Genomic DNA, 14,381 nt, shown 5'->3' on the forward strand with positions numbered 1-14,381 from the left:
TTTGCTTTTGTTTGGTATTGCTTGTACCGCTCAGGAACTGCTGCTGCTGCCCGAGCATATGCGTCCGGACCCCTTCGGCAGTGTAGTCGCAGCGGACCGGACGGCTGGTTTCACACCGGCCAAAGCCCTGACCCTGGAGGGTGCGCGGGCGTCTTTTGTTTCCTGTCATTTGCTTGTCAGCATAGCGAAGCAGGGCGACTACCGCCTGGAGGTGGCCGCCTTCCCGGCTTCCAGCGGCCTGCAGGTGGAACAATTCCGCGAATGGTATCACTACCTCCCGAAGTCGAAGGAGTACTTCCCGGACGCCTTGGCGCCCGTTGCCCTGGCCGTTCAATCGAAACTCCCCACGCCCGACAACCGGATCGCCGCCCAGACCGGGCAGGGCTACTGGCTGGATATCTGGATTCCCGCCAACGCGGTCCCGGGCACCTACGAGACAAGAGCCACCCTTGAGGTAAACGGTCGTAAGTCCTCGGCGGACCTGAAGGTGCGCGTGCTGGCGGCTACGGTGCCGGCCGAAGATGCCGTGACCATGGATCACAACACTTACGGAACCTCCTGGCTGGCTGGCGACTATCCCACTCTCGCCCGCCAGGGGGGCGGAGAGTTCTACCTCAGCGACCGGTTCTTTGGGCTGATTCACGCCTACCACCGCATCTTCTATGACCACCGGGGCACGTTCCATCAGTTGGGCTACGGACATGGAGGCAAGGTGGGACCCGAGTTCGCGCCCGAACTGGCCGGCACCGGCCGCAACAAACGCATCGCGGACTGGACGCTGTTCGACCGCCACTATGGGCCGCTGCTCGACGGAACTGCTTTCGCCAATACGCATCTTGGGCCTAGGCCGACTAAGTTAGTTTACCTTCCTATCAATCCGGAATGGCCAGCCTCCTACCTGTGGTGGGGCGAACCCGGCTATCAGCAGGAGTTCGTCAACGTCGTCTCCGCCATGGAGCAGCATTTCCGCGAGAAGGGTTGGACGAACACCCGCTTCGAGATGTTCTTCAATCACAAGAAGCGCTACAAAGCCTTCGCCTGGGATGGCGACGAGGCCCGGTTTCTCAACGACTTCCCTTATCTGCGGGAGTACGACCGCCTGCTGAAGCTCGCGGTGAAGCGCGATTCACCGGTCAAGTTCGTGTTCCGCGCGGACGTGAGTTGGATGCTCGAGCGGGAGATCGAGGAGTTCGCGGGCATCATCAACATGTGGATCTGCTCCCACAGTGATATGTCCTACCTGCCGGATGCTCCCAAGCGGCTGAAGGACAGGGGCGACATCGTGTGGACATACGGCGGAACCCCGGAAGTGACAAAGCCCTCCTCACATGTCACCCGGGAAGTCCTGTGGCCGTGGATCTGGGGCACCGATGGGTTTGTTCACTGGCTGGCGACCGCGCCGGGACCGGATCCGTGGTTCCATTTCGAGGGCGGCGGCGAAACGTTGATCTACCCGGGCGACCGGTTTGGGATCAATGAACCGATTCCCTCCATCCGGCTGAAAATTCAGCGCAATGCCGTGCAGGACGTGACCCTGCTGAACGAGTTCGCCAAAACGAAGCCAATCGACCAGCTTCGCACCGAGGCGGCCAGGCGGTTCAATGGCACGGAAATGAAAGACTGGCGCTCACCGCGTCCAGCCTATGCGGACAAGGATCCGCTGGATCGAACCAACGCGGATGTGGGGCCCGAGCGAAGTCCCAAGTTCGACGCCGGGTTGGACTCGGGCGCCTGGCAGAGGGTTCGCGAGTACGTTCTGGAACTCGTCAAAGGGGGACAACGATGAACTGGAAACTGCCGGCGGTATGCATGATATGGACCCTCGCAACGGCGCAAGCCCAGGATCTTGCCCAGGCACTCGACAGCGTTGCGCGCACAGCCACGGTGATGGTCGACGGCGATCTCTGCCTGCGCATCCAGACCGATCGTTCCCGCGGCTTCATGATGAAGACGGATCCCCGGGACCCCTACCTGGCAAGTGACAACTACGACGTCGATCACGAGGCCTTTACTCGCACCAAAAAGACGCTGATGCGCCTGGGACGGCTCTGCCCGACGGCTTGCGATGTCAACCTGTGGCTGCCGCTCGATGCGGGCAGGACACGGGTGCAGGTCATGATTCGGAATGTTCACGAAATGAGTTCGTTCTGGAAGTGGGGCGACCTGCATCAACCCATGCCGCCGCAGATGAAGCGCGTGCTCGACAGCGGTGAGCGCGTAACGGTGACTGGTCCGGGTGGCAAAGTCTCCGTCCTGGCCCCCGTGCGGAACAGCCTGGATGACGTAGTCGGAATCATCGAAGTCGTCGCCCAGCAGAAGGTGGATCCACAGGAGAACGTGAAGTGAGAGGACTGTTCTGCGCGTTGATCCTGACTAGCGCCCTCGCTTCGGCCCAGGCTCCTCCCTCCGTCCGGGTCGAGGAAGGTTCGCTGGTGATCCCCACTTACGAACACTCGGGGCGGGAAGTGGAACCGGCCCTCTTCCCTACCTCCACCGTCACTGGTTTGTATCCCTTCCCCACCTACCTGATGCCTTTCAAGGAAGGCGGCCCGCAGCCGAAGCGCTACCAGGCGCTCTACGTCGAGAACGAATACTTAAAGCTGACGTACATCCCGGAATTCGGCGGGCGGCTGTTTTCGCTCTACGACAAACTGCGCGGACGGGAAGTGCTCTACCGCAACGATGTCATCAAGCCGGCCTCTTACAATCCTCGAAACAGTTGGCCGCAGTCGGGCCTGGAACTCACCGGACCCCACGATCTCCACATGCTCACACTGCATTCTGAGCCCTACTGGTCTCACCTGGTGGTCCGGAATGCCGATGGCAGTGTGACACTGGCCCTGGGCGAGACGGATCCCATCTATGGGATGGAGGTGCAACTCTCGGCGACCCTGCATCCCGGCGTCGCCGCCCTGGAGCTTGGAATTCGCTGTTACAACGGGCGCTCCTCGCGGATGCCGCAGATGCTCTGGATCAATACTGCGATCCGGGCCACGCCCAAGACTCGCTTCCTCTATCCCATGAGCCGCACCGTCGGCCACACCACGGCCGATATCGCGGATTGGCCGCTGTATAACGGCCTCGACTACAGTTGGGATCGCAACAACACCCACATGCTCGGCGTGTTCGGAATCGATAGCTACGACAACTACCAGGGCGCCTATCAGTTCGACTTGGACTATGGCATCTTCCGCTACGCCGACCGGCGCGTCGTGCAAGGCATGAAATTGTGGACCTTCGGCTACGGGGACAGCGGCTCCAGCCATGAGGCGGGGTATACCGACCACGCCGGACCATATGTCGAACTCCAAAGTGGACGCTACGTTTGGGACGGCCACTACGAATGGGTGCAGCCTCACAAAACCGAGAGTTGGAGCGAATGGTGGGTGCCGGTGGCAGGGACGAAGGGACTCACCAGCCTCAGCTCCGACATCGCGCTCAATCTGGAGATTCCTCAACCGGCCGGCGCGAAGGCATCGCTCACCCTGGCCGCCACACGCAAGCTGAGCGGCGCCAAAATCACCGTGCGCAGCCAGGCCGGGGCGTTGTTCAGTGCGAAGGCCGACCTGGATCCCGCACGGGTCTACCGCGCGGACATTCCTTTGCCAGGTGACGCCAGGGGCGTGATAGTCACGGTGGAAGAGGCCGGTGGACGCGCGGTGTTTGAGTACCGCCGGCCCGATAGTCCGCCCGGGCGCAAGGAGTACACGCCCTTCACCCTACCGTTGGAACGTCCGCGTAAAACCTCAGCCCAGATGAGCGTGGAAGAACTGGTCCTGGCCGGCGAATACCGCCTCAAGGAGTTGGATGACGCCGGCGCCGCAGCCCTGTTTCAGCAGGCGCTCGATCGGGATCCGGGCGATTCACGGGCGCACCGCCAACTGGGGATCCAGGCCTATCAGCATGCCCGCTTCGAAACAGCCGTGGAACACCTGGAAAAATCTGTCGATCGGGATCCGTACGCGTCCGAAAGCCACTACTACCTGGCTCTCTCCAGATTGGCGCTGGGCCAGGAGCCGGAGGCCGAAAGGGCGCTCTACTTCATCGGGACCGATAGCGGCTATTTCGGCGCACGGGAATACCAATTGGGAAGGCTTGCGCTGAGACGAAAAGAGCTGGGGGCAGCGGTCCGTCATCTGGAAGCCGCCCTCGGTGCGAACGCAGGCGATCTCTCCGCGCGGATCGCGCTTGCCCTGGCTTTGAACGATATGGGGAAACGAACCCAGGCGAGCGGCGAGTTACTCGCGGCCGCGAAGTTGCAGCCCTCCAGCCGGCTGGCGCCCGCCGCACGGTTCCTGCTGATCGGCGATCCCCAGGCAAAAACAGAGCTCCTGGCCCTACTGGGCCGCCAGAGCCAGGAAGCCATGACTGTGGCGCAGTTCTTCACTGACCTGCTGCGGTGGACCGATGCGGTGCGATTGCTGCGCCTGGTGGAAGAGAACAATGGGGATCCATACGGGACTCCCAGCGAGTTTTACTACACGCTGGCCTTTTGCCAGCGGCGCGCTGGTGATGTTGCGGGCGCCGGCGTTTCCCTGCGAAAGGGTGCTGCGGCCAGCGCCAGGATCGACCGCTTCCCCTCAAGAAGAGAGAGCCTGGCTCCGCTGGAAGAAGCGGTGGCCCAGGCTCCCAACGACGGTCAGGCTCACTTTCTGCTCGCTTGTCTGCTCTACCATCTCGGCCAGCCCGCGGAAGCCATCCAGCATTGGCGGGCCTCTGTGGAGAGCCGGCCCCGCGATTTCTCCACCAGGCGCGCCCTGGGGCTCGCCCTCGCCGAAAATGGAGATGCAGATCGCGCCGCCGCTGAACTCCAACAGGCCGTCGAACTCAATCCCGCGCATATCCGCACGCTGAACGACCTCAGCAATCTCTACGCGCGCGCCGGGCGGTTCGACGATCAACTCACCCTGCTGCGGAAAGCCCTGGCTGCCCGGCCCGGAGATGACGACCTGGCCGAAGGCGTACTCACCTCGTTTCTGATGAAAGGGCTGTATCCGGACGCCGAACGCCTGATCGCGCAACACCGCTTCAGCCCGCGCCACCGCAGTTATGGCCTGCGCGACAAGTTCCGGCTGATGCGGTTTGCCCAGGGCTCGGCCGCCCTGAACCAGGGCAACGCCGCTGAAGCAGTACGGTTGTTCGAGGATGCCCGGCGGCCCCCAGCCAGCCTGGGCATCGATGACTTCGCCTCGCAAAGCTCGCCCCGCCAGTTGTACTACCTGGGCCGAGCCTACGAGGCCTTAGGGCGGAAAGCCGAGGCCAAGTCCGCCTTTGAACGGGCCAGTGAAGGCTACGAGCGGCTGTCTGGCGACAGGGATAGCTGGAGCAGTGAGAACTACTTCATCGTCCTGGCAATGGACCGTCTCGGCCGCCGCGAGGAGGCCACAGCGCTTCAGAACCGTTTCGTCAACTTTGGACAATCCGAAGTGAACGACAAGGCGCGGGACCGTAGCGCCGAAGCGCGCTACCTCCTGGCCCTGGTCAGCAAACGGGAAGGCAAGCCGGCTGAGGCGCTGGCGCTGCTTCAAAAAACAGTCGAAGCCCGGCCGGACTTCCTGGCTGCACGCATCGAGCTCCGGGGAGAGGCGCCCGATCCGTTGAAGCCGGGGGATCCGCGCTAAGCGGCGTCTTCCGGTTCCAATTCAGGTGACGTGTGAAAACTGTGATTAACAGGGTTGACACAACGGCAGGCTTATCGTAACTTTGTCTAGGTTCGGAAAGTTAACTTACTATCCGCAGCCGCCGAGTAGCGGTCTCGACGAATAGGTTACCTGGCCTTGCCTTGTCATCAAAGGTGGGAGAGTCGGGTTTGGCTCGTTGTTTCCATACACTTGGCATGGCCGAAGGCCGGACAGTTTCCGGTGGCCACTGGTGCTGTGCCCTGCCGCTGCTCCTGATGAGCGCCGCGACTGGCGCCACAGCACAGCCTTATCAGGACCTGACCCACGACTCCAAGGTCTTTGGCGAGAAACGACACTACCGCCTGTTCCTGCCCCAAGGTTACGAGACTTCCACCAGGCGCTACCCTGTCATCTTCTACTTCCACGGGCATAGCGACCGCTACACCCTGGAAAAGTACGACGACGGCAAGGATACTGTCCCGAAGATCGCCGCCTTCACCGCCGCCCACGAGGTCATCGTCGTGGCGGCTGACGGCTACATAGCCGGCGACTACACCGGGTTCTACGGCGGAGCGCCCTACGCTGTCAAACGCGACGGCGGCCAGTACGACTACGGCGAATACTTCCTCGAACTTCTGCGCCACATCGATGCGTCCCTCCGCACCCTGCCCGGCAGGCGCTATCACGCCACGGCGGGCCTGAGCATGGGCGGCTTTGCCAGTCTCTACCTCAGCGCCCGGTACCCGGATCTCATCGGCAGCGCCTCCGCCTTCAATCCCGGTCCGGAATTCTGGGTGGGCGAAACCGGCCGGCGTTCCCTGTGGCGGCCGAAGGATCACACCTCCAGCCATGCCCAATCGATGGTTCGACTGGTTCGGGCAAGCGGCGACTACATCAGCCAGTATCACGAGGAGACGCGTGCCGCCTATGCGGCCAACCCTCGAGTGGACTTCGAGTTCCGGCAGGACGAGTATCACCGTCACTGGGCCACCTCCATCGCGGAAACCTTCGAATTTCACGTGCGCGCTTTCCAGAACCCCGCCTTGGAGACCGCTCCGAAGCAGTGGGACTACACCAGCGCCCAGCGCCAGTTTGGCGTATACGGCTACTCCGTTTCGTCCGACATCGATGGACCTGGCTTCACCCTGCTGGAGCACGTATCGCCAGGCGGGTTCGGCCTGAGAACACGGCGTTGGGCGCCCGACGGACCCCCATCGGTTTGTTCGTCGCTCACCGTCCTCACTGCGCCCAAGTACCGCCCCGGAGCCCCCTATCAGGTAGCTGATTACGGGTCAGCGGGCCGCAAGATCTCCAGAACGGAGGCGATCGCTGACCCCGCTGGCCGGCTGCTTCTCAAACTGGACTGTGGGATCCACGAAATCTCGCTCACCGGACCGGGCACGGACCCACAGGCGCCTTCGCTCCTGCCCTTAACTGAGCGCGGTCCCTTCCGGCCGCCGCCGGGCGCGCCCGTCCAACTTCCCATTCGCCTCCTGAATCCCAGGACCACCGCGCTATCGAAACTGCGGGCGGAACTCACTTCCAGCTATCCGACTGTCAAGATCCTGAAGGGCGCGGCCGTTAGGCCAACACTGGCGGCTGGCGAAGTGGCGGATCTCAGCGGCGATCTGCTGGTGCAATTCACGGCCGGGGCCGGCGACTTTGCCCGCACCCGGCTGGAGCTGACGGTCACTTTCGAAGGTGGTAAGGCGGTCGAGACATTCGACGTCATGGTGCCGCCGGATCCGCTGCCTCCTCCTACAGAAGTCGTGGTTCTCGATGGTGTGACGCGCACCTTCCCTGTCTTCCATCAGGCGGGCAATCAGGGTGGAGGGGCCAGCATCCAGCGCACCGTGACGGAAGGCGCCGGCAATGGCAATGGCCGCCTCGAACCGGGTGAAACGGCGACGGTTTGGGTGCGGCTCCCGCAAGGCCTCGACCCCTTCGACAAGAACAACTGGTGCCGGGCGAAGGTCTATTCCGATTCGCCCTGGCTCACCGAAGACAACGACATCCAGGAAGATAAACAGCGCGAATGGACCGGTGCACAGAACCGGACCAGTCTCATCCGACTGTCCCGCAATACCCCAGTCGAAGACAGGATCCCGTTGATCCTCGACTGCGAGAGTTGGAGTTTCGGCTTTACCCCGGACGTACGGTTCGGCGCAGAACCGCTTTATCAGGCATTCCAGTTCCACAAACATCACCTGTTTGGGTGGAGCTGGGCAACGAAATAGACCTAGCTTATCGATTTAAAGGAGTAGTCCCGAATGCGAGAGAAAATGCTCAGAAGCTTTGCTGTCCTGCTCTGCATGGCATTCCTGAACCTGTCCAATGCTCAGTCGTTTAACGCCACAATCAAAGGAACGGTGGTAGACGCCCAGGGCGGCGTCCTGCCCAAGGCCGATGTGGAAGTGAGCAATGCGGCCACGGGCGAACGCCGCAAAGGGCAAGTTTCTGCGGTGGGCGCCTATGTCTTCAATGCTTTACCGCCAGGCAACTATGCCGTCAAGGTCAGCGCGGTCGGCTTCGCCGAATGGAACGGCCAATTGACCTTGCGCGTCGCGCAGGAGGCCGTTGTCGATGTGATGATGCAGACGGCGACGGTGCAGACCACGGTGGAGGTAGCCGACGTCACACCGGTAATCAACCCGGAAACCTCCTCCCTCGCCGACGTCAAGGAAGCTTCCCGCATCGAGACTCTGCCGTTGCAGACCAGGAGCTTCCTCGGCATCCTCAACTTCACGCCCGGAGTCGTGGCCAACAGTTTTGCCGGCCAGGGCCAGGGCTTCACCCGCGTCAATGGAATCCCGGGCGGCTCCATCGACTTCCTGGTGGATGGCGCCACCGCCTCTGAGCGCTACACGAATGAACTCCAGCGGCTGCCGCAGTCCCTGCCGACGATTCAGGAGATTCGGGTCAACACCGCGAACACCAACGCCGAATACAGCCGCCCGGGGGTGGTGGAGGTCGTGACCAAGTCCGGTTCGAACTCCTTCCACGGACAGGTCTTCGAACTGAATCAGAACAACCACTTTGCCGCCAACAGTTTCCATCAGCAGACGGTGAGCTTCCTCACACGCAACGAGTACGGCTTCAACCTGGGTGGACCCGTCCTGCTGCCGAAGCTGTATAACGGCCGCAACAAGACCTTCTTCTTCTTCGACTACGAGCAGATCCACCAGCGGTCGGCCGCCAGCCAGAATTTCTACACGGTGCCGGAGGCGCCCTGGAAAGCCGGCGACTTCTCGACGTTCAAGGACGGCACCGGCGTGCCCATCACGATCTACGATCCGCTTTCCACGGCGAAGAACTCAGCCACCGGCAGCTACACCCGCACCCCCTACGTGGGGAACAAACTTCCGGCCAGTGCCATGAACCCCATCGGGCAGAAGATCGCCAGCTACCTGCCGGATCCGAACATGAGCACAAAATGGTACGACGGCCCCAACTGGCAGGATCCCAACGGGAAACTGAAGGACGACCGCGCGATGCTGACTGCCAAGGTCGACCAACTGCTAGGGAACAACCGGCTTTCCGGGCGCTATACCTATACTGACCAAAGTCAGGTGGCGCCCCGCTACTTCCTGAACCCGAACGTCCGCTCCTACGGCGGACACAATGCGAGCCTGGCGTACACGCAGTTGATCAATCCAGCCATGGTGAACGAGATCCGCGGCGGGCTGCAGCGCTTCCACGCCTATAGGGGCCCTGTGCCGATTACTCCTGCGGTCACGGACACGTTGGGACTGCCCACCTATCCAGGCACCATCGCCTGGCCCGGCATCTACTTCGTCGACTATAGCTCCTCCTGGCTGACGAACTACTTCGACGGCATCGACCGCGACAATCCCCAGGATGCGCCCGGCCTGACGTTCACCGTGGCCGACAACTTCTCCTGGAACCGCGGCAAGCACGAGATGAAGTTCGGCTTCATCTTCCAGCGCAACATCGTCAACACCTTCGAGACCGGCCAGCCCGGCGGCGACTACTCCTTCTCAGGCGGCTTTACCGCGATGATGGATCCCGCCACCGTAGGCAGCGGGATCGACGGCGCGGCTCCGCTCGCGAACACCGGCGCAGGTCTGGCTGACATGTTGATGGGCTACACGGACTATGCCGGTCTGAACACCTACCCCAGGTTCTACACGAGACAGAACGATCTCGCCTTTTACGGACAGGACAATTGGAAAGTAAGCCGCAAGCTGACCATCAACTTCGGTCTGCGCTACGAGATTTGGTCGCCGTTCCAGGACAAGCGGAACCAGGCAACCACGCTCAACCTGAGCGCCGCCGGCAGTCCCACGGTTGTCTTTGCAGGTGGTTCTGACATCACCAGCCAGGGTTTCCCGGCCAATGTGGTGGCCGCCTATCAGGCAGCGGGCATGAAGTTCCAGTCATCGAGTTCCGCCGGCCTGCCGTCCAGCCTGTGGAAGATGCAGAAGAACAATCTGGCGCCGCGCATCGGAGCGGCCTATCAACTGACTCCCAAAACCGTATTGCGCGGAGCCTACGGCCTGTACTACTGGGTGATGCCGCTCGTCCAGTATCACCAGCAGACACGCAAAAACGCGCCGTTCTCCTATGGCGCCCAGAGCGTCGTCGACAATAACTTCCCCGGCGGCTACGGTATCGTCCCGCCCGAACTCACCTGGCCGGTCGGGCCCAGCAACTATGCCAACCAGGCCCTCGGCTCCCGGACCCTGGGGCAGGACTTCCTGAAACCCAGCGCCCTCTCCGTCTGCCAGTGCGGCGGTTGGAACATTTCTCCCTGGGATAGCAACTTCAAAACCCAGTTGGCGCACGAGTGGAACTTCACGATTGAACGGGAACTGCCGGGCCGCTTCGGCTCTCGCGCTTCCTACGTCGGCACCCACGGCGGCAACCTGGTGCAATTCGACCCCATCAACGCCCTCGTGCCGCGCGCCCTGGCGCCCGGTGCGAGCGTGGCCCAACGCCGCGCCTATCCCGACTACAACACTTCCAGCACCAGCACGATGGACCTGATTCGCACCAACGGCTACTCCAACTCTCACCAGTTGCAGACCGAGGTCAAACGCAACTTCTCGAATGGGTTTGTCCTGCAGGGGTTCTACACCTTCCAGAAGACATTAACGACCTCCGAGGGGGCGAACAGCAGCTTCAGCGCACTGGAGATGTTGCCCGCGGCCCTCACCAACAATGCTTCGTCAGACCAGCGGCTGCGGCTCATTTACGGTCGTGACGGCGGCCTGCCCACCCACAACATCAGCTTCAACGCGAACTACGAGCTGCCCTTTGGCCATGGCAAGCCGTTCCTGGGCCACTCGAACGGGTTTGTCAGCCGCCTGGTGGGAGGCTGGAACGTCAGCGCGTTCTACTACTGGCGTAGCGGCCTGTTCTTCTCTCCTTATTACAGCGCTCGCGGATCCAACACCTATCTGGCTCCTGGCAAGAACGCCATCCTGCCAGCCGACCAGCGCCAGGGCGCCAAGTGGTTCGACCCCAGCGTCTGCAGAGCCGATATCGGCGAGGTGTGCAATGGTCAGAGTTGGATCCGGCGCACGTCACTCGATAGCGACTTCCTGAACAATGTGCCTCGCAACTATATGACGGGGCCGGGCTTCAACAACATTGACGCCTCGTTCTACAAAGTCACCCAGATCACAGAGCAGTTCAAGCTCCGCCTCGAGGGCCAGGTGTTCAACCTGCTCAATCACAAGAACTTCAACTTGCCGAATCTCACCTCCGGTGTCGTTACCAGCGGCATCGGAAGTGCCCGGCTCGCGCAGTTCCAGCTTAAGTTGGAATTCTGATCCCCGGCTCGTGCTTGAATCTAGGGGTGGCCTGCGGTGCAAACCGTGGGCCGCCCGCAGCCCTGGGTGTGTGCCATGTGGCGGCCGGTTCCGGTCCTGCTTCGGGGTTTACTTCCGGACCCTGCCGAAAAGGACCAGAGGCAATAGCTAAATGCGTCTTCCGCACGAACATCTCATCTCTCAAAACCTGAGCGCGCCGCTGATGCGCAGCATTAACGGCATCGGACTGCTGAATCTGATCAGGGAGCACGGGCCCGTTTCCCGCGCCAGTCTGGCGAAGTTGAGTAACTTGAGTAAGCCGACGGTGTCCAGTCAAGTTGAGACGTTGATGCAGCGCGGCTGGGTCGTCGAATTGGGCAGGGGGGAATCCGGAGCAAAAGGCGGCAAGAAGCCGACCATGCTCACCTTCAACGCAAACGCGGGCCGGTTGTTTGCGGTCGAAATTGGCGCATGGCATGTGCGTCTGGCCGCAGCCGACCTGGAAGGCAACATTCTCGCCCGCCTGGCCATAGCCATCGGCAGCGATCGCCAGGCAGCCAACGTCCTCTCGCTGGCAAAATATGGGCTCGAACAGTTGATGGCGGGCAATCCCTGCTCGGCCGACCAGCGTGTGATCAGCGTGGCCGCGCCCGGACGTGTCGACGTGGTGCGCGGCATCGTCCTGCAGGCCGGAAACGTCTTCAACTGGCAGAACGTAGCGATTCGCGAAGAGTTGGAATCGGCCTTCGGCACCACGGTCATCGTCGACAATGACGTCAGGATGGCAGCCCTGGGCGAGGTGCAATTTGGGGCCGCCCGCGGCGAACAGGACGTCGTCCTGGTGAAATTGGAAACCGGCCTCGGCGCGGCGGTGATCTGCCGCGGCCAGTTGATGCTGGGCAGCCACTGGGCTGCAGGCGAGGTCGCACACATGTTGCTCGACCACGCGAACACCGACACCGATTGGAGCGTCCGCGGGTATCTGGAGTCGATTGTGGGCGCGGACCGCATATTGGCCGCCGCCCAGGAGGCGGGCAGTTCTGCGCAGACGGCCCTGGAATTCCTCCTGACCGCGCGCCATAAGACCGGACCGGAGCGCGTTCTCTTCGACTACCTCTCCAACCACCTTGGCATCGCGATCGCCAACCTGATCGTGGTCAACGACCCCGCCATGGTCGTATTGCAGAGCACCTTGCTGGGTGCGCTCGAGCAGGAATTGAGGGCCATCGTCGAACGTCTCGTGCCCTGGGAGACACGGATCGAAATCTCGACCATCGGCGACGAGGCTGTACTGCTGGGCACGATCGTCGCGGCGCGAAGGCAAGCCTACGAACACATCGCCCGGCTGTTTGAAAATGGCGGGCAGCAACCCCTGGACTCGGGCATTCCCGTCCTGGCTGAACGCTGACAAAACTCGTTGCCTGCGTTCGTCCTGCCACCACATAGGACTCCACCATGCCAAATCAAGTCACACAAGACAGCCAGTTGCCCCGGCGCACTTTACTGCGCTCCGCTGCGTCCATCAGCGCCGCCGCGCTGGCTGCTCCGCTCTTCGCCGCAAACGACCGGATCTCGCTCGCATTCATCGGCACCGGAGTGATGGGCTCAGAGAACCTGGGCGCCGCGATGAAGCAACAGGGTGTCGCCGTCAGCGCCGTTTGTGATGTCTATCAGCCCAACCTCGAACGCGCCGCCGCACTGGCCAGAAGAGCGGGACACCAGCCCAGGGAGGTGCGGGACTTCCGGGAGATCCTGGCCGACCGGTCCATTGACGCCGTCTGCATCGCAACGCCTGACCATTGGCACCCCTACATTTGCGTCGAAGCATGCAAGGCGGGCAAGGACGTGTATGTCGAGAAACCGGCCTGCGTCGCCGCCGGCGAAGGGGCGGTGATGGTGGAGGCAGCCCGGAAGTATAAGCGGGTAGTCCAGGCGGGCACGTGGCAGCGTTCGGGCGCTCACTTTCAGAAGGCCTGCGAGATTGTCCGCAGCGGCGAGTTGGGTAAGGTCACCGCCGCGCGGTCGTGGATCTATAGCAATCAGCCCTCCGCGGGCATCGGCAATCCGGCCGAGAAAGAGCCGCCAGCCGGCTTGGATTGGGACCTCTGGCTCGGTCCGGCGCCGGCACGCCGCTTCAATCCCAATCGCTTCGGCGTCTACCCGAATGCGTATTCCTACTTCCGCTTCTTCTGGGACTACGCCGGCGGCCAACTCACTGATTCCGGCATCCACATGCTCGACATCATCCAGATGGCGTTTGGCGACCCGATGCCGCGCGGCGTCGTGGCCCTGGGCGGTAAGTATTGGTTCCAGGACGATACGGAAACGCCGGACACCATGCAGGCGACCTTCGAATACCCTGGCTTCCTGGGCTCCTGGGAGCATCGCTCGAACAACACCGAACTCACTGGCAACCGCCTGATGGGCGTGACTTTCCATGGCACCCGCGGCACGGTTTATGTCGATCGGACGGTGCTGCGCGTGACGCCCGAGAAAGGCTCTGACCTTGCGCCATTCGAGATGAAGCGCGTGTCCGATCCGCACCCGCTGCACTGGGCAAACTTTCTCGAATGCGTGAGGACCAGGCAACGCCCGAACAGTGACATCGAGACCTGCGTCCGCTCTTCCATCACATCCATTCTCGGGAACCTCTCGCTGCGCGCCGGCATGCGTTTGGACTGGGATGAAGAACACCACACGGTCGAGCAGCAGTCGGCGCGTCCGCTGCTTCACCGCGAGTACCGGCAGCCCTGGAAACTGGAAGCCTGACAGGGCCCGGCCGGCCAACATCCTAAAATAGCGAGCCTTTCCACGTGCAGATCCGTGCGATGGTTGCACGTGCGCACTGCCATTCCCCTTCTCTTTGTATCTACCGGTGAAAAAAAAGTAACACCTTCGTGGAATAGATTTGTGAGCACGCCTCTGGCTTAATCGGAATTAGGACAGAAGCTCAAAATCAGTGTTGCCGTCATATTGATTAGCGGCA

General features: G+C 61.9%; 7 protein-coding genes. All 7 read left to right on the forward strand.

All coding sequences use genetic code 11. The features are described from left to right. The first annotated feature begins 1 nt into the window (after position 1). The 7 genes from ACR9Y2_RS04690 (at position 2) to ACR9Y2_RS04720 (ending at position 14,164) form a co-directional block, all read left to right on the forward strand. Positions 2-1,786: a hypothetical protein gene (locus ACR9Y2_RS04690; RefSeq protein ID WP_435039898.1), complete on the forward strand. Its 1,785-nt coding sequence runs from the start codon at positions 2-4 to the stop codon at positions 1,784-1,786. Continuing rightward, the gene (locus ACR9Y2_RS04695; protein ID WP_435039899.1) at positions 1,783-2,346 is read left to right on the forward strand and encodes a hypothetical protein; all 564 of its coding nucleotides are present in this window, start codon (positions 1,783-1,785) and stop codon (positions 2,344-2,346) included. The genes ACR9Y2_RS04690 and ACR9Y2_RS04695 overlap by 4 nt, the downstream gene beginning before the upstream one ends. After that, a complete protein-coding gene (locus tag ACR9Y2_RS04700) occupies positions 2,343-5,621 on the forward strand; it encodes a DUF5107 domain-containing protein (protein WP_435039900.1) in 3,279 nt (1,092 codons plus the stop codon). Before ACR9Y2_RS04695 ends, ACR9Y2_RS04700 begins: the two co-directional genes overlap by 4 nt. A 188-nt stretch (positions 5,622-5,809) precedes the next feature. Continuing rightward, entirely contained in the window at positions 5,810-7,858 is a 2,049-nt protein-coding gene (locus ACR9Y2_RS04705) for an alpha/beta hydrolase (protein ID WP_435039901.1), read from the forward strand. 33 nt (positions 7,859-7,891) lie between these two features. After that, positions 7,892-11,416: a TonB-dependent receptor gene (locus ACR9Y2_RS04710; protein ID WP_435039902.1), complete on the forward strand. Its 3,525-nt coding sequence runs from the start codon at positions 7,892-7,894 to the stop codon at positions 11,414-11,416. Positions 11,417-11,567: 151 nt separating this feature from the next. Next, positions 11,568-12,803: an ROK family transcriptional regulator gene (locus ACR9Y2_RS04715; RefSeq protein ID WP_435039903.1), complete on the forward strand. Its 1,236-nt coding sequence runs from the start codon at positions 11,568-11,570 to the stop codon at positions 12,801-12,803. A 47-nt stretch (positions 12,804-12,850) separates the two neighbouring features. Further along, positions 12,851-14,164, forward strand: coding sequence for a Gfo/Idh/MocA family protein (locus ACR9Y2_RS04720; protein ID WP_435039904.1), 1,314 nt, complete (start codon positions 12,851-12,853; stop codon positions 14,162-14,164). Positions 14,165-14,381 lie beyond the last annotated feature (217 nt).

The organism is Paludibaculum fermentans (assembly GCF_051172195.1).
GTDB lineage: Bacteria > Acidobacteriota > Terriglobia > Bryobacterales > Bryobacteraceae > Paludibaculum > Paludibaculum fermentans_A.

What these genes read in the sequence shown, in the direction of transcription:
- ACR9Y2_RS04695 (WP_435039899.1), top strand. Translation starts at nt 1,783, where the DNA reads ATGAACTGGAAACTGCCGGCGGTATGCATGATATGGACCCTCGCAACG.
- ACR9Y2_RS04710 (WP_435039902.1), top strand. Translation starts at nt 7,892, where the DNA reads ATGCGAGAGAAAATGCTCAGAAGCTTTGCTGTCCTGCTCTGCATGGCA.
- ACR9Y2_RS04715 (WP_435039903.1), top strand. Translation starts at nt 11,568, where the DNA reads ATGCGTCTTCCGCACGAACATCTCATCTCTCAAAACCTGAGCGCGCCG.
- ACR9Y2_RS04720 (WP_435039904.1), top strand. Translation starts at nt 12,851, where the DNA reads ATGCCAAATCAAGTCACACAAGACAGCCAGTTGCCCCGGCGCACTTTA.